Source organism: Streptomyces sp. NPDC033165, from assembly GCF_055577965.1.
The window spans coordinates 113,949-136,721 of record NZ_JBVIPK010000003.1; the positions used below are offsets into that span (position 1 = coordinate 113,949).

22 protein-coding genes are annotated in these 22,773 nt (G+C 73.1%); 6 read left to right on the top strand and 16 right to left on the bottom strand.

Going from position 1 to position 22,773, the window contains the following annotated elements; all coding sequences use genetic code 11:
* Window positions 1-125 precede the first annotated feature (125 nt).
* Genes ACZ5WC_RS08260 through ACZ5WC_RS08275 form a run of 4 tightly spaced genes read right to left on the bottom strand, consistent with a single transcriptional unit; the run spans window position 126 to window position 4,559 of the window.
* Window positions 126-1,355: an acyl-CoA dehydrogenase family protein gene (locus tag ACZ5WC_RS08260; protein ID WP_468540058.1), complete on the bottom strand. Its 1,230-nt coding sequence runs from the start codon at window positions 1,353-1,355 to the stop codon at window positions 126-128.
* Window positions 1,352-2,683, bottom strand: coding sequence for an alanine racemase (locus ACZ5WC_RS08265; RefSeq protein WP_468540059.1), 1,332 nt, complete (start codon window positions 2,681-2,683; stop codon window positions 1,352-1,354). Before ACZ5WC_RS08265 ends, ACZ5WC_RS08260 begins: the two co-directional genes overlap by 4 nt.
* The gene (locus ACZ5WC_RS08270) at window positions 2,680-2,967 is read right to left on the bottom strand and encodes a phosphopantetheine-binding protein (protein ID WP_468540060.1); all 288 of its coding nucleotides are present in this window, start codon (window positions 2,965-2,967) and stop codon (window positions 2,680-2,682) included. Before ACZ5WC_RS08270 ends, ACZ5WC_RS08265 begins: the two co-directional genes overlap by 4 nt.
* Window positions 2,964-4,559: a class I adenylate-forming enzyme family protein gene (locus ACZ5WC_RS08275; RefSeq protein WP_468540061.1), complete on the bottom strand. Its 1,596-nt coding sequence runs from the start codon at window positions 4,557-4,559 to the stop codon at window positions 2,964-2,966. The genes ACZ5WC_RS08270 and ACZ5WC_RS08275 overlap by 4 nt, the downstream gene beginning before the upstream one ends.
* Window positions 4,560-4,820: 261 nt before the next feature.
* Between ACZ5WC_RS08275 and ACZ5WC_RS08280 the strand changes: the two genes are divergently transcribed.
* The 3 genes from ACZ5WC_RS08280 to surE are packed head-to-tail and all read left to right on the top strand — an operon-like array spanning window position 4,821 to window position 6,846.
* A complete protein-coding gene (locus ACZ5WC_RS08280; protein ID WP_468540062.1) occupies window positions 4,821-5,744 on the top strand; it encodes a hypothetical protein in 924 nt (307 codons plus the stop codon).
* A gap of 56 nt (window positions 5,745-5,800) precedes the next feature.
* Complete coding sequence (locus tag ACZ5WC_RS08285) at window positions 5,801-6,073, top strand: acyl carrier protein (RefSeq protein WP_468540063.1); 273 nt, start codon at window positions 5,801-5,803, stop codon at window positions 6,071-6,073.
* Between the two features lie 8 nt (window positions 6,074-6,081).
* Window positions 6,082-6,846 carry a 5'/3'-nucleotidase SurE gene (surE, locus tag ACZ5WC_RS08290; protein WP_468540064.1) on the top strand — a complete coding sequence of 255 codons (765 nt, stop codon included), beginning with the start codon at window positions 6,082-6,084 and terminating at the stop codon, window positions 6,844-6,846.
* 38 nt (window positions 6,847-6,884) lie between these two features.
* Here the strand turns inward: surE and ACZ5WC_RS08295 are convergent, their stop codons facing one another.
* Entirely contained in the window at window positions 6,885-8,270 is a 1,386-nt protein-coding gene (locus ACZ5WC_RS08295) for a hypothetical protein (protein WP_468540065.1), read from the bottom strand.
* 172 nt (window positions 8,271-8,442) lie between these two features.
* Between ACZ5WC_RS08295 and ACZ5WC_RS08300 the strand changes: the two genes are divergently transcribed.
* Both ACZ5WC_RS08300 and ACZ5WC_RS08305 read left to right on the top strand, forming a co-directional pair.
* Window positions 8,443-9,480, top strand: coding sequence for an aminotransferase class I/II-fold pyridoxal phosphate-dependent enzyme (locus tag ACZ5WC_RS08300; RefSeq protein WP_468540532.1), 1,038 nt, complete (start codon window positions 8,443-8,445; stop codon window positions 9,478-9,480).
* Window positions 9,477-10,700, top strand: a complete 1,224-nt coding sequence (locus tag ACZ5WC_RS08305) for an ATP-grasp domain-containing protein (RefSeq protein ID WP_468540066.1) — start codon at window positions 9,477-9,479, stop codon at window positions 10,698-10,700. Before ACZ5WC_RS08300 ends, ACZ5WC_RS08305 begins: the two co-directional genes overlap by 4 nt.
* A gap of 30 nt (window positions 10,701-10,730) precedes the next feature.
* On the opposite strand, the gene ACZ5WC_RS08310 is transcribed toward ACZ5WC_RS08305, so the two are convergent.
* The 3 genes from ACZ5WC_RS08310 to ACZ5WC_RS08320 all read right to left on the bottom strand — a co-directional run bounded on the left by ACZ5WC_RS08310 (window position 10,731) and on the right by ACZ5WC_RS08320 (window position 13,213).
* On the bottom strand, window positions 10,731-11,396 hold the full coding sequence (locus tag ACZ5WC_RS08310) for a tyrosine-protein phosphatase (RefSeq protein ID WP_468540067.1): 666 nt from the start codon (window positions 11,394-11,396) through the stop codon (window positions 10,731-10,733).
* A gap of 68 nt (window positions 11,397-11,464) precedes the next feature.
* Window positions 11,465-12,208 (bottom strand): AAA family ATPase, encoded by a 744-nt coding sequence (locus ACZ5WC_RS08315; RefSeq protein ID WP_468540068.1) that lies wholly within the window; start codon window positions 12,206-12,208, stop codon window positions 11,465-11,467.
* A gap of 66 nt (window positions 12,209-12,274) precedes the next feature.
* Entirely contained in the window at window positions 12,275-13,213 is a 939-nt protein-coding gene (locus ACZ5WC_RS08320) for an aldo/keto reductase (RefSeq protein ID WP_468540069.1), read from the bottom strand.
* A gap of 231 nt (window positions 13,214-13,444) precedes the next feature.
* On the opposite strand from ACZ5WC_RS08320, the gene ACZ5WC_RS08325 reads away from it, so the two are divergent.
* Complete coding sequence (locus ACZ5WC_RS08325) at window positions 13,445-14,806, top strand: condensation domain-containing protein (RefSeq protein ID WP_468540070.1); 1,362 nt, start codon at window positions 13,445-13,447, stop codon at window positions 14,804-14,806.
* Window positions 14,807-14,918: 112 nt separating this feature from the next.
* On the opposite strand, the gene ACZ5WC_RS08330 is transcribed toward ACZ5WC_RS08325, so the two are convergent.
* The 8 genes from ACZ5WC_RS08330 to ACZ5WC_RS08365 form a co-directional block, all read right to left on the bottom strand.
* Window positions 14,919-15,179 (bottom strand): acyl carrier protein, encoded by a 261-nt coding sequence (locus tag ACZ5WC_RS08330; RefSeq protein ID WP_468540071.1) that lies wholly within the window; start codon window positions 15,177-15,179, stop codon window positions 14,919-14,921.
* Between the two features lie 53 nt (window positions 15,180-15,232).
* On the bottom strand, window positions 15,233-16,384 hold the full coding sequence (locus tag ACZ5WC_RS08335) for an acyl-CoA dehydrogenase family protein (protein ID WP_468540072.1): 1,152 nt from the start codon (window positions 16,382-16,384) through the stop codon (window positions 15,233-15,235).
* Between the two features lie 93 nt (window positions 16,385-16,477).
* Window positions 16,478-17,818, bottom strand: a complete 1,341-nt coding sequence (locus ACZ5WC_RS08340) for a B12-binding domain-containing radical SAM protein (protein ID WP_468540073.1) — start codon at window positions 17,816-17,818, stop codon at window positions 16,478-16,480.
* A 72-nt stretch (window positions 17,819-17,890) separates the two neighbouring features.
* Window positions 17,891-18,526 (bottom strand): 2OG-Fe(II) oxygenase family protein, encoded by a 636-nt coding sequence (locus ACZ5WC_RS08345; protein WP_468540074.1) that lies wholly within the window; start codon window positions 18,524-18,526, stop codon window positions 17,891-17,893.
* Window positions 18,523-19,269, bottom strand: a complete 747-nt coding sequence (locus ACZ5WC_RS08350) for an alpha/beta hydrolase (protein WP_468540075.1) — start codon at window positions 19,267-19,269, stop codon at window positions 18,523-18,525. Before ACZ5WC_RS08350 ends, ACZ5WC_RS08345 begins: the two co-directional genes overlap by 4 nt.
* Window positions 19,188-20,117 (bottom strand): alpha/beta hydrolase family protein, encoded by a 930-nt coding sequence (locus tag ACZ5WC_RS08355; RefSeq protein ID WP_468540076.1) that lies wholly within the window; start codon window positions 20,115-20,117, stop codon window positions 19,188-19,190. The genes ACZ5WC_RS08350 and ACZ5WC_RS08355 overlap by 82 nt, the downstream gene beginning before the upstream one ends.
* Window positions 20,117-22,081 carry a hypothetical protein gene (locus tag ACZ5WC_RS08360; protein ID WP_468540077.1) on the bottom strand — a complete coding sequence of 655 codons (1,965 nt, stop codon included), beginning with the start codon at window positions 22,079-22,081 and terminating at the stop codon, window positions 20,117-20,119. The genes ACZ5WC_RS08355 and ACZ5WC_RS08360 overlap by 1 nt, the downstream gene beginning before the upstream one ends.
* Complete coding sequence (locus tag ACZ5WC_RS08365; protein WP_468540078.1) at window positions 22,078-22,743, bottom strand: 2OG-Fe(II) oxygenase; 666 nt, start codon at window positions 22,741-22,743, stop codon at window positions 22,078-22,080. The genes ACZ5WC_RS08360 and ACZ5WC_RS08365 overlap by 4 nt, the downstream gene beginning before the upstream one ends.
* Window positions 22,744-22,773: the final 30 nt, after the last annotated feature.

Genomic DNA, 22,773 nt, shown 5'->3' on the forward strand with positions numbered 1-22,773 from the left:
TGATCGTTCGTGAGGCCGGAGAGGGCTGAGCCTGTCCGACGGGCCACTCCCCGTACCCGAGGTGGCGGGGCCGGGAGGCCGAAACACGACATTGATACGACATTATGACATGCAGCGATCAACGATCACCCGGGTCCGGGTCCGGCCCCGGGCTCGCCGAAACGGGGGGTACGCGGCGTGTGGTCCAGCACACTGTGCAGGCCGACGGTCGTCCAGAGCCGGTCATTGGAGTAGTTGAGTGCCGCCGACCGCAGATCCCGGAAGACGCGCTCCAGGGGCACGGGCGAGTCCTGCCGGTAGCCGACGGAGAGGCCCGACAGCTGAACCAGCCGGTCCACCGCGCGGAAACTCAGCTCCGAGGCGGCCAGTTTGAGCGTGTTGAGCCGGATCTGGGTGGCTGGTCGCGACAGCGTCCCCGCCGCGGCGCGGACCGCCTCCACCTCCATCCGGGTCTGCTCCAGGTAGGCGCCGACCAGTTCCAGGTCCACCCGGATCCGTCCGATCCTCTCCTGGACCAGCTCCGACCGGATGTCCACCCGGATCAGTTCGTCCCGGGCCCGCAGGCGCTTCGTCACCTCGCTGAAGGCGCCTCGCGCCGCACCGAGCCAGCAGGCGCTCCACCCGAGGTGTCCCAGGGGGATCAGGCTCTCGGTGGCGACCTCGCGGAACCGGCCCGGCGGCCCGATGACACCCCACTCCGGCACACGGCCGGTAAGACGCAGGCCCACACTGCGGGTGCCCCGCATGCCCATGGCCTTCCAGCTTCCGACCTCGTCGATGTTCAGAAGCGAACGGTCGGCGTAGACCAGGGAGCTCTCCGTGGGGGCCGCGTCGGGGGAGACACGCGCGGTGACGAGGAAGGCGTCGGCCTGGTTGCCGCCGGTCACCACCGGGGCGTCCCGGTCGAGGAGGATGCCGGTCTCGTCCTGTCGCAGCGCGGAACGCGCGGTGAGGAGGTCCCCGCCCTTGCCCCGCTCCGTGGTGACGGAGGCGAGGTACAGCTCTCCGGCCGCCACCCGGGGCAGCACCTCACGGCGCAGGCGCTCGGATCCGTACCGGACCACGGCATCCACCTGCTGGCCGTGCATCGCCCAGATCAGCGCGGTGGACAGGCAACCGGCCGCGAGCTGTCCCGCCGCCGTGGTGAACGCGCCGAGCCCGAGACCGAGACCGCCGTACTCCCTGGGCACCAGCAGACCCATGAGGCCGAGCTCCCGCAGAGCGGCCAGGCTCTCGGAGGGAAAGACGCCGTCCCCGTCCACCCGAGCGGCATGCTCGGCCAGCACCGAGGCGGCCGTCGCCACCGCGTCCTCCCACTCCGCTTCCGGTGCCCCGGCGTTCTCGTCGCCGTTCACTCCCCGGTCCCTTCGGCCTGGCGGTCGGGCAGCGGCCGGGCCACCAGCTCCAGCCTGCTGGCGGACACGACGTCCTCCCCGTCGAGCACGACACAGCCCGGCAGGGGGCGGCTGAGGAAACCGAGCAGGCTCGCATGAAGTCCGTACGCGCCGGTGTTGGGCACCGCGAGCAGCGAGTCCACGGCAGGGGGCCTCATGACGCTACGTCTCGCGAGCACGTCCAGCGGCGTGCACAGCGGACCCACCAGCACGGTCGGCCGCTCCTCGCTGGACGGCTCCGCGTCGTCGAGCGGCTCGGCCCGCACCCCGGCCGTCATGAGACGCCCGAGCCCTGCCATGCCGCCCAGCACGTTCGTACCGGCGTCGAGCACCACGTAGACGGTGTCGTGGCTGGTCTTGACGTCGGTGACGGAGCTGAGGAGCGTGCCGCTGTCGCCCGTCAGTGCCCGGCCGGACTCGAAGGCGACGGCCGGGGAACCCTCGCGCCAGCCCGGGAGCGTACGGTCGAGGACCTTCTCCAGCTCCACGCGCAGCGACGGATATCCGGCCGGGGAGCCCGGCCGGGCGTAGGGTGCGGCGAAGCCGCCGCCCAGGTCGGCGATGCCGCCGGTGAGGCCGAGTCGTTTCCGGGCCGACGCGGTCGCCTCGGCTGCGGCGGCGAACTCCGCCAGGAGTGCGGCCTCCCCCTCGATGTTGGTGCCCGCGAACAGATGGGTGCCCACGATCTCCAGGTGGTCACTCCGGGCGGCGAGCAGCTCTCCGAGCTCTCGCTCGTCCATGCCGAACTGCGAGGGCTTGCCCGTCATCCGCAGACCGGCACCCGAGGCACCGCCCGCGTTCAGTCGCACCAGGCACCGCGCTGTCGTGCCGGCTCCGGCCGACAACCGTGCGACGCGCCGGTAGTCGGCCACCGACTCCACGGAGAACAGCCGCACACCCGCGCCGAGGGCGGCCGTAATCTCCGCCGCTGTCTTCCCCGGACCGGTGTAGAGGAAGTCCTCGGGCGCGAACCCGGCGCGCAGCGCGACATCGAGTTCACCGGTGGAGCTGACCTCTGCGGCCAGCCCGGCCCGGGCCAGGACAGCAACGACGTGGGGGTCGGGGTTCGCCTTGAGCGAGTAGTAGAGCCGGGATTCCTCCGGCAGGGCGGCACGCAGCCGCGCCGCGGCGTCCCGCACCCGGTCGAGCCGCAGGACGTACAGCGGGGTGCCGAAGCGCGCGCCGAGGTCGAGCAGGGCTCGCCGCTCACGCGGGTCGAGCCCGGCCGGTTCCGCGTCCGCCGTACCGGAAGCGCCCGCGTCGGGCGGGCCCGCAGACGGCGACGTCATGAACAGCTCCGCCCGTCCGCGCGCGAGCGCAGGGTCCTCACCGCGTCCCAGAGCGCCGAGGGCGTGCTGAACAGCTCGAAGGTCAGCATCTCCTCGGGGATCTCGATGCCGAAGTGGTCCTCGACGCCGGTGAGCAGCTCCACCGTGCCGAGCGAGTCGAGCCCGGCCGCCTGGAGGTCGAGGTCGGGCCGGATCGGCTCGGTGGGAGGAAGCAACGGCAGCAAGGGGCGCAGAAGTTCCTCCAGCTCTTCCGGGTGCGCGGTGTCTGGGGATGAGTGGGTCATCGCTTACCTCTGTGCGGTGCTTCCGGCCGGGGACGGCCGTCGTACGGAGCGGTGGGTTGGTCGTCGCAGGGGGCGGGGCCGCCGGGGAGCGTCGCCAGCCGACTGCGGTCGGTCTTCCCGTGGCGGGTCCGGGGCAGCTCCTCCAGCCGGTACGCGCGGTCCGGGCGGCGGGCGGGATCGAGCCGTTCGGCCAGTGCCGGGGGCAGCAGTTCGGGCGCGGCCTTCCCCGTGTACCAGAGGACGAGTCCCGCGCCCGGCACGTCGGGAACCGCGGCCGCCTCCTCGACACCCGGGACCGTCAGCGCCGCCGCCTCGATCTCGGCGACGGACATGCGCACGCCCCGCCGTTTGAAGATGTCGTCCCGGCGGCCCTCCAGCCACAGCCTGCCCGCGCTGTCCATCCGGCCGTGGTCCCCGGTGTGGAGCACCGTCTCCCCGTCGGCCCCGGCCCGGAAGCGCTCGGCCGTCGGCCCGGGCGCCGCGTGGTAACCCGCCATCACGTGGGGCCCGCGCACGACGATCTCGCCGGTCGTCCCCGCACGCACCGGTCTGCCCGCGTCATCGACGACGGTCACCTCGGTCCCGGGCAGGGCGGTGCCGACGGTGCCCGGGTGGCGCAGATCGTCGTCCGGCTCGGAGACGGTGATGCGCTTGCACTCCGTCATCCCGTACATGGAGAGGATGTCGGCCCCCGGGAACGCCTCGCGCAGGCGGCGGCAGTGCTCGGCTGTGAGGTGGGCACCGGTGTTGGTGAAGCGGCGCACCGAGGTCGGGCGGGGATCACGTGTCGCCAGGCGGGCGAGGAGGGCCGCCAAGGTGGGCACGACCGGCACCACCGTGACACCGAGGTCCCTGAGGACGCGGAGCGTCTCGACCTCGGTGCGCTGCCGGGGCACGGCGAGACACGCACCCGCGAGGGCGGCCAGGAGGATCTGGTAGAGGCCGTAGTCGAAGGAGAAGGGCAGCCGGCAGGAGACGACGTCGGTGGACCGCAGGCCGAGGCGGGCGGAGATCGCCGTCGCCGCGAACACGACGCGTTCGTGGGGACAGAGGACACCCTTGGGGGCGGCGGTACTTCCGGAGGTGTAGATCAGGAGGGCTGTGTCGCCGGACCCGCAACCGGTGGGCGCCGGTTCGCGGACCCGGTCGTCGGCCTGCGCGGCCAGAGCCTCCCGCACGACGTCGATGCCGAGCGTCGCGGAGGCGGGTGCCCGCCCCGGGGCGTCCGAGGCGGTGACCCACAGCGTCGCGGAACAGTCGCGCCCCAGGTGTTCCAGTTGGCGGGGCGTCATTTCCGGTGCGGCGGGGACCACGACCGCGCCCAGCCGCAGGACGGCCCAGAAGAGGGCGACGAACTCGGGTCCGTTCGGAAGGACGAGGACGACCCGGTCGCCTCGACGGACCCCGCGTTCGTGCAGCAACGACGCGAGGCGAAGGCTGTGTCGGTGCAGATCCGCATAGCTCCACCGCGCGCGGCCGTCCGTGACCGCGGGCCGGTCGGGGTATCGGGAGACGGCGGCCCGGAGGATGCCGGTGACGAGACCCGAGGGCGGGAATTCGACGGCTGTCGGCACGCCTGTCGTACCCGTCACCCCTGCCCTCCCCGCACCGCTGGAGCGATAATTTTACCGTACCGTACCATTGGTCCCCGGCCGGGATTGCGCGCATCCTCCCAGGTGGGACGCGCATTGTGCGCCTCCTCCTCGGCAGCGCGCCCGGGTACGGACCAAGGGCCGCAAGGCGCTCGTACGGTCGGTCGGACCGGTGTCCTCACAGTGGCGCCCGCCCCCGGCGGAGGGCGGCCCCGGGAACCCGACGCGGCTCGATCCGCGCACGAGACGGAAGGCCGGTCCATGAGCGACGGCACAGACACGGTGTACCTGTCCGGGTTCGCCCATGCGGCCGGGGAACGCGTGCCGTTGGCGGAACTCGACGACGCGACGGTCGCCGACCACGCCGAACGGCTGCGGGAGCAAGGACTGCGGCACGTACGGGTGTCCGCCTCGCCGGTACCCGAGTTGGCGACCGCGAGTGCCCGTGCGACCCTCGCGGCCGCGGGCGACGCCTCCGTCGACTCGGCCGTGCTCTGCACCGACACACCCGCCGCCGTCTCTCCCACCATGGACCTGTGGGACTTCCTGGCCGGTACCGGCCGCTCCGACCTGCCGGGGGTGATCGTGGGCGGTTCCGGCTGCGGGAACCTGGGCCCGGGACTGGCCGCGGCCCGTGATGCGGTACGTGCCGGTACGGCGTCCTCCGTCCTCCTGGTGACCGCGGACCGGGTGAGCACGGGGACGCGGTATCTCCCCAGCGGGACAACGGTCCTCAGTGACGGTGCGGCCTCCTGTCTGGTGAGCCGTGAACCGGTCGGGGACGGGCCCGCCGTCCGGCTGCGGTCCCTCTCCCTCGGCGTCCGGTTGGACACCGAGTCCTCGGCCAGGGAACTGGCCGTCGCGCGGGCCACGACCCGGGCTGTGGGCGGGATCGTCCGCCGGGCGCTGGAACCGCTCGGGCTGGAACGCCGGGACGTCGGCAAGATCCTCATGGGCAACTACGGGGACGCGTCACGGTCCTTCCTCGCCCTGGCCGCGGGGGTCGATCCGCGACGTGCCCACTGCCCGACCCAGGCCGACCTCGGGCACTGCTTCTCCGCGGACATCCTGGTGAACCTGGCCGAACTCGCCCGGCGCGGGGAGGCCGTCCCCGGGGAACCCGTCCTTCTGCTCGCCTCCAGTCCGCGCTCGTGGGCGGCCGCCCTCGTCGAGTACGTCCGTTGACCGGCCGCCATACGCCCGCCGCACCCGCCCGGTACGCGCCGTCCGAAGGGAAAGCCATGGACCGGACCATCCACGCCCAGGTGCTCGACATCGTCCGGGAAGCACTGCGCCTCGACGATTTCGACCCGGCCTGGGACTTCTTCGACCTCGGCGCCGACTCACTGACAGTGGTGCGCATCGTGGAGCTGGTGCGTGACAGGTGCGGCGCGGACGTGTGGATCACCGACGCGTTCGACGCGCCCGACGTGGACTCCTTCGCGGAGCTGGCGGCCACACGGGGCCCCGCCGCGGACGGGAACCCGGCCCCGGACCCGGTGAACGCGCCATGAGAATCCTCGTGACGAACGACGACGGCGTGCACTCCCCCGGCATCCGCGCGCTCGCCGCGGCCGTCGCCGCCACGGGGCACGAGCCCGACGTCGTCGCGCCGCTGACGGACCGTAGCGGCGCGGGCTCCGCGATGGACCACGGCTCGGGCCGGGTGCTCTCCACCGAGACGCTCACGCTGCCCGGCCTGCCGGGGATTCCGGTCCGGGGCATCGACGGCACACCCGCTCTCGCGGTCCTGGTGGCCCGCCTCGCTCCCCCGGGCGCCAGGCCGTGGTGCGTGGTGTCGGGGATCAACGCCGGTGCCAACGTGGGGCGTGCGGTCCTGCACTCGGGAACCGTGTGCGCCGCGCTCACCGCGGCGACGCTCGGAATGTCCGGGCTGGCGGTGAGCGTGGACTCCGCCGCCCCTGAGCACCTCGACACCGCCGCCAGAGTGGCCGGTCTGGCCACCGAATGGATCGTGGCGGCCCGCAAGCGCACCGTCCTCAACGTCAACGTGCCCGATGTGCCCTTCGAGGACCTGCGCGGCGTCCGCTGGGGGCGGCTGGCGGCCGGCGGCCGCGCACGGCTCAGCGCACACCCCGGGGCGGCGGGCGAAGTCCGCCTGGAGGCCGATGCCTCCGCGGCCGTCGTGGACCCGAGGACCGATGCGGGGCTGCTCGCGGCCGGATATGTGACGGTCACCCCGCTCACCGGCATCGAGGCGGTCGAGGACGAGACCGCCGCCTCGGCGCTGGAGGAGTCCCTGGCACGGGCGGCGGGACTCCGCTGAGCCCGCCGCACCTCCGCGAGACGTCGCTCCGGCTGCGGTCAGAGCCGCTCGATACGGGCGCCGAGCGCGCCCAGGGAGCCCACCAGGTCCGGGTATCCCCGGGCGAGGTGGTGGGTGCCGGTGATCTCGGTGGTGCCCGGCACTCCGAGAGCGGCGAGGAGCAGCATCGCCGCGCTGCGCAGCTCGGGGGCGTGCACCGATCGTCCCGGCAGCCGGGGCGGGCGCAGGCCTTCCACGGTGACGGACGCCCCGTCACGCCGCACCTCGGCCCCCATCGCGGTCAGCCCCTCCACATACCCGAAGCGGGAGTTCCACACGGTCTCGCGGATGGTGGAGGCGCCCCGGGCGTGGGTGGCGAGCAGAGCGAGGAAGGGCTGGCTGTCGCTGAACACGCCGTGCGAGGCGATGGTGACGTCCGTCCCCCGCAGTTCGCGGGCCGGGTGGACCACCACCTCGGCGTCCCCCTGGTCGAGGCGTACGCCGAACCGCTCCAGCACCTCCGTCTCGGGCCTGAGCGCGCGCAGCGCCGCTCCCATCTGTTCTCCGCGCACCCGGATCGGCTCCTCGCCGAGCAGGGCACCGGCACACATCCACGTCACCACCTCGATGAGGTCGGGCAGCAGCGTGTGCGTCGCGGGACGGTCCAGGGACTCCGGCCCGCGGCCCCGCACGATCAGGGAGCCTTCGCCGAAGGTCTCGATATCTGCGCCGAGGGCCCGCAGGACGTTCACCAGGTCGGTCACGTCGGGCTTCGGGTACAAGTGGTGCAGCACACTGGTGCCGTGTGCGACGGCGGCACAGAGCACAGCCGTCTTGCAGGCACCGGAGTAGAGCGGGCCGGAGCGCAGGGACCGGTCCGCGGTGTAGTCCAGCAGGTCGATCTCGCAGCCGGTCAGCCGGTCGGCCTCGATGACCACGCGCTCCTCGGTGCGGACGGTGAGACGGGCCCCGAAGCGCCGGAACACGTCCACGTACTGCTCGATGGGCCGGTGGCCTCCCGGGCCGTCACCCAGGCGGCAGCCCCCGCTGTTCACCATCACCGCCGCGCCGTGGCGGGCCAGCAGCGCGGGCGCCAGGTACACCGAACCGTGGATGCTGCCCGCCGTCTCCTCGTCGATGGCGTGGCCCTGGAGGTCGCTCGCGTCCACGGTGAGGGTTCCCGGGCCGCGTGTGACCCGGCCGCCCAGCCCGGACACCAGCCCGGCGAGCGCCTCGGTCTCCGCGAGGTCGGGGCAGTTGGCCACGCGCACCTCGGCCCGGGCCGCGGCCGCGGCGGCGACCACGGTGACGAGGGAGTGCTTGAAGCCCGCGGTGTCCACCGCACCGCGCAGCCGTCGACCGCCGTGGACCAGGAGGGTGTCCGACGCTCCCGTCCCCCGGGCTCGCCCCTCGGCCGGTGTTCGAGGCGCGACAGCCCTGCTCACATGCTCTCCCTGGCGGGTCGGTGTACGCGGGGTGCCCCCCACCCATAACAGGGCGATTTTACCCCAGGCATGGGCACACCAGTTCGCCTGGACAAGTAGTGTGCGCGCGTAGACACCATGGAGAGAGGACGAGACGATCACCAGTCGGCGCACCCACGATGCCCGGACCAATCTGAGCAGCAACGAGTTGACGCATCCCGATGTCGGCGCCGTCCTCGCGGACGCGCTGTCCCGCGTCGCCCCGGAGGATCTGCGCAGGTATCCCGTGTCCGGCCCCCCCGTCGTCGAGGTGGGGGAACGCCTCGGGCTCGCACCCGAGGAGTTCGTGCTGACTCCCGGCTCGGACGTGGCGCTGCGCGCCGTCTGCTCGTACTACGCGGCCACCCGCGAAGGCCCCGGCACCCTGCTGCTCCAGTATCCGAACTACGACGCGTGGGAGCGCCAGGCGGCGCTCAGCGGCGTCCCGGTACAGCGGGTCGTCACCGAGCGCGGTGACCCTGCGGAGCAGGGCGAGGCGCTGTGCGCCGCCGCCGAGCGGACCACGGGCGCGTTGATCGCGGTCAGCGTCCCGAACGGCCCGGTGGGCTGGGTCCTGCCGGACGAGACGCTCGACCGCCTCGCGGCCCTGGCCCGGGAGCGCGGGCACCTGCTCGTCATCGACGCCTGCTACCAGGCCTTCGACGGCCCGGTGGACGCCCTGCTGCGCAGGCGCGGCGAAGGAGTCCTCGTCGTGCAGACGCTCTCCAAGTCCCACGGGCTCGCGGGCGCACGCGTGGCCGTCACCTGCGGTGAGCCGGATCTCGTCGCCCGGCTCGCGGTCGGCGGACTGGAGGAGACCGTCTCCGGTCCCTCCCTCGCCGTAGCGCGCGCCGCCCTCGCGGACGGCGCGCGCTACGAGCCGATCTGGCGGGAAGTACGCGAGAACAGGGAGGCGACGGCACGGACGTTGCGCGAGTGGGGGCTCGAACCCCTGCCGTCGGGCGGCAACTTCATCACGGTCAGGGTGGGCGGCCCGGATCGTGCGGCCGCGGTCGTCGCGCGCCTCTCGGAGGAGGGCTATCGCGTCCGCGACCTGTCGGGTGTCTCCACCCTGGAGGGCTGCGTACGTTTCACCGTGGCGGGCAAGGACGTCTGCGAGGACTTCCTGACGGCTCTGCGGGCGGCGCTCGCCGCCTCGCCCGCCGAAGCCGCGGCGGGAGCGCCCTCGTGAGCCTCCTCGTCCTCAACCGCCGGCCGCTCGTGGACCGGATTCCCGGCTGGCTCGCCGACGCGGACGCGGAGCTGGTCCTCGTGACGGCGTCCTCGGCGCTGGCGGGCAGGGACCGGGCCGAGGTCACCGGCCGCTTCGCGGAGATCGTGTCCGTCGAGGACTACGACGGGCCGGAGGTCGAGCGCCGCGCGCTCGACCTCGCCGGGCGCCACGCGTTCGACAGGGTGCTCAGCACCACGGAGGTGGACCTGCTGCGCGCCGCCCGGCTGCGCGAGCGGCTGGGTCTTCCCGGCCAGACGACGCACAGCGCGCGGGCGTACCGCGACAAGTACCTGATGAAGAGCCTGGTCTCGGCCGCCGGGCTGCCTGTCGCGCCGATGCGGCGCGTCGACTCCGCCGAGTCGCTGCGCCGCTTCGCCGGGGAGACCGGCTTCCCGCTGGTCGTCAAGCCGCTGGACGGCGGGGGGTCGGTGGGCGTCCGGGTGCTGGCGGACGGGGCCGCCCTCGACCGCTACCTGGACACCACCCCGTTCCGGGGCGGGCTCCCGCTGCTCGCCGAGGCGTGGGTGCGGGGGGACTGCTATGTGGTCGACGGGCTCATGGCGGACGGCGAGGTGGTGCAGAGCCGCCCTCTGCGGATGGGACATTCCAATCTCTCGGTCGTCACCGAATCCCGGCACATGACGGGCTGGATGCTCCCCCGGGGCGATCATGTCGGCGAGCGCGTGCGGGAGTTCGCCGCACGGGTGGTCGCCGCTCTCCCCGGCCCCCGTGAGGTCACCGCCTTCCACGCCGAGGTGTTCCACACACCGCAGGACGAACTGGTCCTCTGCGAGATCGCCGCCAGGCCGGGCGGCAGCGGCCACGCCCCGTGCTACGAGCGGGCGAACGGCGTCAGCCTCTACGGGGCCGGCCTGCGCGGGCAGGCCGGACTCCCCCCGGACCCCCGGTCGCTCACACCCGAGCCCGAACGGCTCACGGGCTTCTGCTGGTTCACGCCCCGCAGGGGGACGTTGCGTGCGCTGCCCGAGCACTGTCCGCTGGAGGGCGCGGACCACTACGTGACGACGGCCGCACCGGGCAGCGTCCACGACGGGGCCCGCTCGGTGGCCGATCACGTGGCGCGGCTCCTGGTCTCAGCCCCGCTGGGGACCGACCTCGCACCGCGGATGAGAGCCGCCGAGGCATGGTGGGAGAGCCACTGCCGCTGGGACGACTGACGGCCATCGGTCCGCCGGCCGCCCCCGCGCTCACCTCAGGAGGGCGCTGCGCAGGGCGGCGTGCTCCTCGCCGACGCCGGGGCGGGGCGGGGCCGCGAGGTCGACGGCCGCCAGGCAGTCGGCGCCCCGCACCCGGCCGATCTCGCCCCCGTCCCGCCAGCGCTGGGGCAGCAGAGCACGGTCCCGCGCCAGACACTCGTTGCTCAGCTCGTGATCCGAAGCGATGTGCTCCGGGGAGACCCCCAGCCACCGCAGCAGCAGAGCGACGACCGTTCCGGTCCGGTCCTTGCCGAGCGAGCACGCCACGACGACGGGCCCGCCCACCAGTTCGGCGGCGACGGACTCGGCGGCCCGCAGGCAGGCGGGCATGGACCGCCGGTACCGGTCCGCGGCCGTCTCGCGCCGCGTACGGTCGTCCGGCAGATCCTGTACGGGGATGCGGAGCCACCGCCAGCCGCGCTCCACCAGCGCTTCCGGCGCCCCGTCCCGGTCGATCTCCCGGTCCGTGCGCAGGTCCGCGTAGACGGCGGGGCCGAGCAGCGAGACGAGCGCGTCGGCGGTGTGCGGGGCGGGCGCGACGAGGGCGGAAGAGCGCAGCAGGCGGTGCGGACGGACGGTACGGCCCCCCGCCGCCGGTGTACCGGCCAGGTCCCTGAAGTTGGCCACGTCGCCCGGGAGCAGGGGCGCGTTCCTCACGGCCGGCCCGTCCTGTGCGCGCCGGCCCCGCGGCCCCCCGCCCCGGCCACCGGCCGCCGTGCCTGTCCTCATGACCGGCTTTCTCCTTCTGTGCCGAGGTGTCCTGCGGCCTGCCCGGCGGGACCGGGGGACGTCAGGCGTACGAGTTCCGCCGGGGCGGTGCCCAGGGGGACGACATCGGCGGGTACTCCACGGCGTGCGAGCCGTCGGCGTATCCGTGCCGTGCGGGTGCCCAGGAGGCCGGGCGCCGCCACGACCACGGTCCGTGCGCCGGACGTCTCCTGGACCAGCTCGATGCCCCGCCACCAGTCCCGCCGCCGGAAGCGGAGCACCATGCGCAGCAGGGGCAGGAAGTCCTTGGTGGCCCTGACCCGGTGCCCGGCCTCGGCCTCCTCGCGCACGCGGCGCGGCAGGGCCTCGTAGGCGCCGCCCCGGATGCGGGCGGCACGCAGCAGCACCCGGCGTACACACACACGTGTGGGCACGTCGAGAAGGACCACCAGATCCGCGTGCGGGGCGCGCTGCCCCAGCGTCCTGAGGTGGTTGCCGTCGATGATCCACCGGTCCGCCCCGGTGAGGGCGTCCAGCCGCGCGCGCCACTCCTCGTGCGACGGCCGGGTCCACCCGGCACCCCAGTACTCGTCGTCGAGGTGACGCACGGGCAGACCGGTGGCCGCACCGAGCGTGCGCGCCAGGGTCGTCTTGCCGGAGCCCGGTGAGCCGAGGAGGAGGACTCTGCGCGGCGCCGGGGCCGCGCCGCCCCCAGTGCCGTCGGCAAGGGGTGTGCGCCGACGGCCGGTCGCGGTGGTCATCCGTCCTCCTCGGGTCCTGTCTGGGCGGTGCGCACGGCGCCGTGCGGGGCGGTCGGCACCGGCGGGTCAGCGCCGGTCGCTCTGCCCGAAGAGGTAGCGGACATCGGAGTCCGCCAGGACGGCGGGGTCGGCCCCGGCGGCGTCGACGACCTGTGCGGCCGAGGAGCCTCCGATGAGTGCCACGGCGCCCTCCGCCCGCGCGAGCAGGGCGCCCAACGCGGTACGCGCGGGCGACTGCCCCAGGGCCGCGGCGACTTCCCGGACCCGCTCCAGCGTGTCGAGGCCGCTCGTGCCCCAGTACCCCACCCCCTTGCGGGTAAGGAGGGGGTGGGCGCGTGGTGGCGGGGTGTCCCGGTCGTAGGAACCGCCGAGGAGCCCCCGGGCGAGCGGGGACGCGGCCAACAGCCCCACACCGTAACGCTTCGCGACCTGGCCGAGGTCGTCCAGGCGTGCCCGCTCCACGAGGTTGAGCTGCGCCTGGACGGCGGTGAGGGGCGGCCCGCCCATGGCCCTGGCCAGGAGTTGCGCCTCGACGACCTGCCAGGAGCGGACGTTGCACAGGCCGTAGTAGAGGATCTTCCCCTGCCGCACCAGTTCCTGGAGGGCGTCGAGGGTTTCCTCCACCGGCGTGGCCGGGTCGGGGGCGTGCACCTGGTAGAGGTCGATGTACTCACGACCGAGGCGGCGCAGGCTGTTGTCCACAGCGACACGGATGCTCTTGCGTCCGGCGCCGGGCACGGGCCCCGCGTGCCGGAACTTGGTGGCGACGACGCTCTCGTCGCGACGGCCGGCCAGGGCTCTGCCGAGAACGCGCTCGCTCGCGCCCCCGCCGTACGAGTCGGCGGTGTCGAAGAAGGTGATCCCGGCGTCGAAGGCCGCGTCGGTGATCGCCCTCGCGTCGTCCTCGGAAAGGTCCGTGCCGAACCGCGAGCAGCCCACGCCGATGCGGGAGACGCGGAGACCCGAGGCCCCGACGGTGGTGACGGGGACATAGGAAGAGGTCATCAGGAGGCGCTCGACCCGTGGCACATCCGAAACCTGCCTCATCTGGGTGAAAAACGGCACTGTTGAGAGCCCGGGAGATGCTATTCGTACGGATTATCGACTGTCAAAACACGCCGCACGGGGCCGCTGCCCGCACCCGCGCGGAGCCGCCCCCCGTCTTCCCCGTACCCTTCATCGCGATCATTCGGGGCGCCGAGAGCCTCGTCGTGCACACCGAGGAGAGCGAGAAGTATGCCTGGGACAGCAGCGCCGGATGCCGGGCTCATTCCCTTGTCCTCCCGGCAGGACTGGTGCTGGGAGTGGACCCGCTGCTACGCCCCGGACTCCTACTCCATGGAGCTGACGGAGACCGTCCACCTGCGCGGCCCCCTGGACGTCGGCGCCCTCCGGGAGGCGGTCGCCGAGGTCACGTCCCTGCACGACGCACTGCGGCTCTCGCTCGTTCCCGCCACCGCGCGGCCGCTGGACGACCCGCGGCCCCTGCAACGGGTGGCCCCCGGCCATCTTCCGCTCCACGTCATCGACATGACCGGGCGTTCACCGCAGGACGCGGTCGGCGAGATCACCTCGCGCCCCTTCGACCTCGCGGGCCCGCTGGCCGTGTTCACCCTGCTGGCCTTCTCTCCCGACGAGCACGTCCTCGTCCTCGCGTTCCATCACCTGGTCTTCGACGGGGCCAGCGGCAAGCTTCTGATACGCCACCTCACCGAGGCCTACAACCGCCGTGCGGGCAACGACCGCACGCCTGCGGCGCCGACGGAGTTCTCGTACGCCGCGTTCATCCGGCGCGAGCGGGACCCGGCCGTCCTCGCCGCGAAGGAGCACCGTACGGCCGAGCTGGTGCGGGTACTCCGCGAGCACGGAGCCGCCGAACCGCTGGAGGGCGACGGGATGGGCGAGCCGCCCCTCGCCGGGGACTACGTCCTCGTGCCGATGGCCTTCGGCCCCGACGGCGTCGCGAGCCTCCGGCGGGCCGCCCGGACCGCGCGCGTGACCCCGTACTCCCTGCTGCTCGCCGCCCTCACGCGCGCGGTCGGAGAGGTCTACGACAGGGAACGCCTGGTGGGCACCACGATCGCGCACGGCCGTGACGAACCTTCCAGCACCACCGCTCTCGGGCTGTTCAGCGCTCCCGTGGAGATCCCCTTCGACCTCGGCGTCCGGGACCCGGCCGAGTTCCTGCGGCAGGTGCACACGGGCGTGCGCGCCGCGGCGGGCACCGCCGATCTCCCGTACGGAGCGAGGGTCGCCCCGGTGCTCGGCCGTGAGGGCGACGACGCCTTCTTCCGGTCCTGCCTCGCGCACGTGGAGTTCCGTCTCAACGGCATCACCGGGCTGGTCCTGGACCCGCCCGTGGAACGCGTCCCGTTCGACGGCCTCGATGCCCGGCTGCACGAGTACCCGCGCACCTTCCCCCCGTTGGCCTACGCCTCGCGACAGGCGGCGCGAGGAAGCGCCCGGACGCTCTTCCTCGACCTGCGTATGGAAGAAGGCTCGCTCACCGGTGGCCTGTGGTACGAGTCCACGTATCACCACGCCGAGCGCGTGAAGGCCGCCGCCGACCGCTTCCGGCAGCTGACCGGGTGCCCCTGACCGGCCTGAAACGGGTGCCGCGGGCTCCGGGCCCGGCACCCTTCGGACGCGCGGACGCCGGGCGCCCCGCCGCGGAAGTGCGGCGGGGCGCCCGGCGTTGCGGCGGGGGGCGTCAGGCGGCAGCGCCCTGCTTGCCCGTGACGTACTGCTCGATGCCGCCCAGCGTGCCGAAGTGCACCGGCCCGATCTCCATGTCGTCGACCACGATGCCGTACCTCGACTCCAGGTGCGCGACGACCGTCAGGAGCCCGAGGGAGTCCAGGACTCCGGCGTCGATGAGCGGATAGTCGTCGGTCAGTTCCGCCGCGTCCCCCTCCCAGCCGACTTCCTTGACGATGAACTGCGCCGTCTCGCGCGCTATGTTGCCGGACAAGAGGCTCCTCCGCCTTTCTCGATCTTCTCGATCGCTTCCACGAGTGAACGGGCTCACATGCCGAGCATTCCGGCGATGATGTTGTGCTGGATGTCCGTGGTCCCGGAGTAGATCTTTCCGGCGAGCGCATCCCGCAGGTCCCGCTCCTGTGGACTGCCCGTCATGTAGCCGGACGCCCCGAAGGTTTCGAGCGCGGCCATGCCGGACTGTACGAAGGACTCACTGACGAAGAGTTTTACCATGGCCGACTCCGACGTGGTGCGTCTGCCCTGGTCCTTGAGCCAGGCCAGCCGGTACAGCAGCAGCCGGGCCGCCTCCAGGCGCACGGACATGTCGGCGATGCGGTGCGACACCGCCTGGTTGCGGCCGATCGGCTGCCCGAACCTCTGGTGCGTACGCGCGTGCTCGACGCACTCCTCGACCTGACGGCGCATGGTGCCGAGAGCCGGGGCGAGGATGAACGACCGCTCCCACTCGATGGTCGTGGTGAACACCGACATGCCGCTGCCCCGCACTCCGAGCATCGCCTCGGCGGGGACCCGGCAGCCGTCGAAGGAGACCTCGCTGAGCGGCGAGGTGCGCAGGCCCATCTTCCCGAACGGCGCGGCGACATGCACTCCGGGTGTGTCCCGCTCGACGAGAAAGGCGCACAGGCCCGACTTCTGCGGCGTGCCGGGGACGGCGGCCAGGACGATGAAGAGGTCGGCGACGGGAGCGTTGGTGATGAACGTCTTCACGCCGTCGAGCACGTAGTGGCCGTCCGGTGTGGGCGTCGCCGTGGTCCGCACGGCCAGCGCGTCGGAACCGGAGGACGTCTCCGTGACGGCCTGGACGCCGATCCGCGAGCCGTCGCACAACGAGGGCAGGTAGCGCTCCTTCTGCTCCGGCGTGCCGAAGCGCAGGAGAGGAAGCACGCAGGACCACAGGTGCGCTCCCACCGAGAAGAGCAGACCGTTGTCCCGGCATCCGTACCCGAGTGCTTCGAGGACCACCACCGTGTCGAGCAGGGAGGCGCCCTGGCCGCCCAGTTCGGGGGGCACAGGAAGGCCGAGCACGCCGAACTCGGCGCAGCTCCGCCACGCTTCGGGGCTGAGGCGCTCCTCCCGCTCCCGTTCGGACAGATCGTCTCCGTCGAGTCGCTCCCGGGCGAACCGCTCGGCGGAGGCGCGCAGTTCCAGCTGCTCCGCGGTCCAGGAGAAGTCCAAGGTCGTCGCTCCGTTCGTCACACCACGCCGGGTGCGGCGTGCGGGTTCGGCGGGCAGGCAGCTACCGCCGGGCTGGGGGGTGCGTCCGGCGGGTCACGGACGTACCGGGGCCGGTTCGGCTCGCGGGATGCGCTCAGTGACGGGCGTGGTGTACCCGTCGCCGCCGAAGACCACGTCGAGGAACTCCAGCGGGTCCTGCCGCGGGTCGGCGGCCGGGTCGCCGGGGATGAAGGTGTGCCGGTTGAAGCCGCTCAACTCACGCTCGGTCATGTCCGGTCGCATCAGGTGGTACGGCGTGTAGAGCGTGGGCCTGGCCCGCGCCCCGGCTTCGTTGATCAGCTCGATGGTGTGCCGGGCGCCGTCCGGGGTGGTGCCCGGCAGCCCGACGATGACGAAACAGTTCAGTTCGACACCGGCCTGGTGACACCACCTGACCAGATCGTCGAAGCGCCGCCGCGCGTCGCGCTTGATCCGGGGCAGGCCGGTCTCGGCCTCCGGCTGGAAGGTCTCCACGCCGACGCTGATACGTACGCAGCCCGAGCGCCCCATCCTCGCGATCAGTTCCTCGTCGAGGTGGTGCATGGTGGTCGCGCACTTCCACTGGTACTCGCGCGGTTCGGCGGCCATCGCCTCGCACAGCTCGACGATCCACGGGCGCCGGAGTGTGAAGGTCGGCGCGTAGAAGGCCACGTACTCGAAGGGGTGCTCCTCGAAGCTCCGCCGTATGTAGTCCATGACCCGCGCCACCGGCATCCGCCGCTCGCTCAGGCCCTGCATGGCGGGCACGTCGCAGAAGTCGCAGCCGACCGGGCAGCCGCGCGCGACCGGCACCACCAGCTCGCGCCGCTGCGGGATGCCGCAGAACTTGTTCTGGTCGTTGCTGTACAGGTTCTCGTAGTGCGTGTACGGGATCTCGCGTACGTCCGGCAGCACCCACTCCTCGACCGGGAGCCTGGTGCCGGGCCTCTTCGGGGCGACCCAGCCGTCGGCCGTGCGCACCGCGACGCCCGCCAGGTCGGGGTCCTCGGGGCGCCCCCGGGCCATCCATTCCAGCGCCTCGGTGACCGCCGGTTCGTAGTCGCCGCCGACCGCGACGGCGTCGAGATCGAGCGACTGGAAGAAGCCGCTGTTCTGGTGGCTGAGCCGCCCGACCGTCACCAGTCCGGCGGCCGGTGCCAGGGCACGCGCGTAGTCGGCTGCTCGCCGGACGCCCTCGACCACGTCGAAGTCGTTCACCAGGACGACCGCCTCGTAGGCGCCCTGGTAAAGGGTGTCGGCGAACTCCTTCCAGGTGTGGTTGAGCGCACCGGCGTCCAGCGCGTCCACCTCGTGGCCCGCGGCGCGCAGGTAGGCGGCAAGGGAGAAGACCGGCAAGTGGTGGCCGGCGTTGAAGTAGCTGGGGACGTGCGGTGGCCAGCAGACCAGGACCTTCACGCGGGGTGTTCCTTCCATGGGGATCGAGCGGGCGCCGGGCCCGGGGGGGGGCGTCGCCGGTGGACCGTGCGCTCAGCGCAGACCGTGGACGAGCAGGGACCGCCGTTCACGCTCCGCCCCGGGGGCCACCGCCGTGACCTGGTGCCAGGAGTTCGGTGCCGGGCACAGGAGCGCCGAGGCGCCGAGGCACGGCACGACGCGCGCGACGGCCGGGTCGTGCTCGCCGGGGAGGATCTCCAGACAGCCGCCCCACTCCGCACGCCACCCGGGATTGAAGTACACGATGTGGCTGAACAGCTTGTCCGCCCGGTCGGTGTGCGGTCCCAGCCAGTCTCCGCCGCTGTGCCGCACCAGACGGATCTCCAGGCCGCTCGCGGGCTCCTGGCCCAGGACCCGGGCCACCTGCGTCCGGTAGTCGCCGGTCCTCAGCTCGTCGACGAGTCTGCGCCACGGCTCGGGGAGTCCGGCGTCGTCGCCGTCCTGCGGGGAGGAGGCGACGGCTCGCGAACGGTTGCGGTAACGCTTGCCGCTCTCGCGATCGCTGGTGTCCAGGCGGACGTAGCCGTCCTCGGGGAAGCACGCCGCCAGGTCCTCGGCGACGCCGGGCGCGAACAGGTCGCCCGGCTCGGTGGCCAGCCAGCGGTAGGGCTCGTGGTGCGCCTCGCGGCGCGCCCAGGAAGGGCTCAGCAAGGTGGTCGCGGCGGTCATCGCGCGGCTCCGGCGGGTATCGCGGTCAGGAAGTCGAGGGCGGCCGCCACGAAGGCGTCCTGCGTCGCCACCCGTTGCAGGCCGTGCATCTGCCCGGGCAGCACCCGCACGCTCAGGGACGAGCCCTCGGCGAGCAGCGGCCGCAACGGCCCGCTCGCGCAGGCGGCGAAGTCCGCGTAGTAGGGGTCCTGTTCGCCGTAGACGAACAGCGTCGGGACGGCGCGGTTCCGGAGCGTCGTGACTCTGTCGAGGAAGACCGGTCCTACGTCGCCGGGCCGGGCGACGGCGCCCCGCCCGGTGTCACCGACCGGTGGGGCGAGCAGGACGGTGGCGTACAGGGAAGGGTCGGCGGCGGCCTCGTGCATCGCGGCGCGTGCGCCGTAGCAGGAACCGACCACCGCGATCCGCCGAGCGCCCGCCGCCAGGAGCGCGTCGATCCCCGCACGCACGTCCTGTGGGCTGGGGTCGTCGAGGGCGTAGTCGCCGATCATGCCGGTGCTCTCGCCGACGCCGCGGTAGTCGAGGCGCAGCACGCGGGCCCCGCGCGCGGTCAGGGCGCGGGAGAGCCGGACGTACATGCGGTTCTTGTTCGTGTTGAGCACATAGACCCCGCCGGAGAGCAGCAGCACGCCGGTGCCGTCGGGGGCGGGCGGCGAGGAGATCACGCCGAAGAGCGATTGGTCCCCGGCCGGGAGGAAGAGGGGTGCCTCGTGCTCGGTGCCGGTAGTTCCGAGAGCAGCCATTGCAACGTCTCCTCGATCAGGCCGATGACGGAGTCCCGCCGCTCGTCCGCCGTCCAGTCCTTGTCGTGCAGCCACCAGTTCTGCTGCGCGGGTACGGTGCCGATCTCCACGCGCACCTCGTGAGCGGCCAGCCGCGCCGCGACATCGGCCAGTGCCGCTCTCGGCTCGCCGATCTCGAACAGGCGCGCGACGCGGGGAGCGGCGGCCAGTTCCCGTTCCAGCGAGCGGGTCAGCGCGGAGTCGTAGAAGGCCGGCTCGACGGTGTAGCCCAGCAGGTCGGCGGGGAGTCCGCGTTCCAGGGACTCGCGCGGGCCGAGTGCCTCGCCGTCCAGTCGCGAGCCCGCGGCCGCGACCCGGCCGACCCGCTCGACGCGGAACAGCTCGCGGAAGTACGAGGCACCGTCGAGCGCGGCTCCCCAGGCGGCGAGCGGCGCCCCGGGGCGCCGGGCCGCCGCCGCAGCAGCGACCAGAGCACCGAACTTCGCGCCGAAGTAGGCGACCGGGACCGTGCCGCACCGCTCCAGCGCCCACCGCTCCGTGAGCGCGGCGTCGAGCACCATCCGGTCGAAGTCGGCAGTCCCGTCGTCGCTGTTGCCCACACCGGTGTAGTGGAAGCGCACGGTCGCGACGCCGACGCGGGCGAGGGCACGCCCGAGCAGGACCTCACGGCGGTAGTTGTGCTTCCACTCGGCCCCGATCGAGGAGCACACCACGACGAGGGCCGTAGGCGGTCCGCTGGGCTCGTGGAGGCAGGCGAACACGGCCTCGCCGGGGGCGCCGAGGAACGCCGCCGTCTCCCGGGTGCCGTCGCCGACGCTGCGCGTCGCCTCGTTGGTCGTGGTACTCATCAGGACTTCCTGGCGGGGAGCACGGCGAAGCGGACTCGGGCGTAGGCGAAGTCGAGGCCGCCGGTCACCGCGAACCGCGCGCTGTGCAGGTCCATGCCGCAGCCCTCGGGCACGGTGAACGCCACCTCGACATCGGTGGTGCGGGCCGGAAGGCTCTCGGCGCGCTCGAACAGGCACAGGTCGTTGGCCTTGTCGAAGATCCGGGTGTAGAGCTGGACGGCCGGCACGACGCGCCGGGTCTGCTCCGGCACCCGCAGGTGCACCCGCAGTTCGACCCGCTCCCCCACGCGGACGCGGGGGTCCATCGCGTAGGCCGTCAGCTCCGGTGCGCCGAGCCGGCTCGCCGAGAGCGGCCCGCAGACGAGGCAGGAGTGCGCGCGGTGCCGGTCACCGCCCGCGCCGGCGCCCGCGAAGGTCTGCACCTCGGTGGGGCTCCCGCAGCGAGAGCAGTCGGGGCCCTGTGCGGTGCCGGTCAGCCTGAGGTCGTAGTAGCCGAGGTCGAAGGGGTCCACCGAGGCCCGGGCGTCCAGAAGCAGGCGCACCAGGGTCCGGTCGGTCTGCCCGAGCGAGAGCCGTACGAGCGCGACGCTGCGCAGCAGCGCCTCGCGCGAGGGCCCGGTGGGTCTCGACTGGGCCCACTTCAGGGCGTTGAGGGCGTGGCGCTCCAGGCTGTCGAGCCGACGGGTCACCCGGGCGGCCTCCTCGGCGTCCTCGGGGCGCCCGGAGAGCCAGGAGCCGAGAGCACGGCGCAGCCTGCCCGCGCGTTCGAGGCGGCGCAGCAGGCGCACGAGCCAGTCCTCGGCGGCGGCGAGGTCGTCGTCCGCCGCGGCCGGGGTCGCCGCTGGGCCGCCGGTCACCGTGATCCTGTCGGGGGCCGGTGCGGGCCCGGAGTCGGCGGGGAGCGGGACGGTGCCCGGCTCGCCCGTCACCGTCAGGTGCGGATCGCCGTGCAGGACGAAGGCGTCCGGCTGCCCGAGTTCGGCGCAGACCTGGTTGAGGCGGGCCGTCAGCGCACCGAGCGGCTCACCGTGGGCGAGGCCGTCGCGCAGGGGCTCCACCACCGCGTCCGGCGCGATCAGCGGGCGGATCGGGGCGATCACCGCGCCCGCCCATCCGTCCACAAGACCGAGCGCGACCGACACGTCCGAGGGGTACAGCTCACCCGCGACGTTGAAACCGTTGCAGCAGACGAAGGCCACGACCGGCGAGGCGATCTCGTCCGCTCCCACCACCAGGCGCCCGCCGGCCCGCTTGCAGCGACGGGGCTCCCTGCCGCACCCGAGGTCCGGGTGCTCGGGGAACTCGGCGTCATCGAGCACACCGCACACCACCGCGCCGGGCAGTTTCGCGTGGCCGCCCTCGCCATGGGTGCGCAGCAGCTTGACCAGCGCCGGGCGCACCAGCTCGCGCACCAGCGTCGGCGGCGGGGCGGTGGTGTTCTCGTCCGCGTGGTGCGAGGGGGCGTCGAAGCGGTCCAGGCCGCCCAGCGAAGCGCGGGGGGCGAGCAGCGCCTTGGCCACGGAGAAGGAGAGGCCCGCGGGGTCACGGCCGGTGAGCAGACCGAGGGGGCGGCCCGCCTCGCGCGCGGCGGCGACGAGGCGCGCGAGCGCGCCGACGCGCATGGCCGCGGCGGTGCCGAGGACGACGAGCGCGGGGCCCGGGCGCCGTGCCTCGCGCACGATGCCGTCGAGGCCGGTGTCCTCCAGGAGCACCGATCCGGTGGCCGAGGCGTAGAGCCGTGCCGGGGCCGACGCCTCGGCGCCCATCGCCGCCACGACCCTGCCGGGTGCGGTGGCGGCGGGCCCGTCGTACTGCTCGTCGAGGACACGGCGCCAGAGCGCGGCCCTGCGCGCCTCGCGCGGCAGGAGGACCGGGAGCGGTCCGCCCGCCGGGCCGGCCGCCGCGGCCTCGTACACGTGCGGCTCCGCGCACCAGACGGCGCGCGAGGGTTTCTCGGTGATCACTGGTTGTCGTCCCAGAACCACACCTGGAGGAGGGTGCGCGAGCGGCCGCTGCCGCGCGGGACCGGCGAGACGGAGTGCCACGCGTTGTCGGTCCGCCGCAGGACGATCGAGTTGTTCGGGACGGGAGGTATCTCGGCGCGTACGTCTTCGGGGTCGTTCGACCCGAGCACGCGGAAGCAGCCGCCCATGTCCTTGGACCACTGGTCCGTCAGGTAGAAGAGCTGCGTCACCATCTTGTGCGGCTTGTCCACGTGCGGCTGGAAGAAGGCGCCCTCGTCGAACCGCCAGAAGTGCGCCTGCATCTTGAGCTTTCGCACGTCGTGGCCGGTCAGCTCGGTCAGCCGCTCCCGGTACTCCGCCGAGGTCAGGTCCTCCGCGACGGCCGACCAGATGTCGTCAAGGCCCTCGGGGCGGTAGGGCCGTTCCTCGCCGAGTTCCAGCAGGGCGCGCGTCGCGACGCTGTGCTGGTACCAGGCATCACTGCCCCGCTTGCCGAGGGTCTCCAGGATGCGGCGCTGCGAGTGCCACGCGAAGCCGTCGGTGGGAAACCCCTCGATCAGCGGGCGGGTGTCGTGGAACGCCTCGTCGTACAGCGCATAGGGAAACGGCTCGTCGCTCATGCGGGCGGCCGATATCGCATCCATGTTGATCGCGTTGCTCATCCGGGCCCTTCCCCGATCGACAGCGAGAGA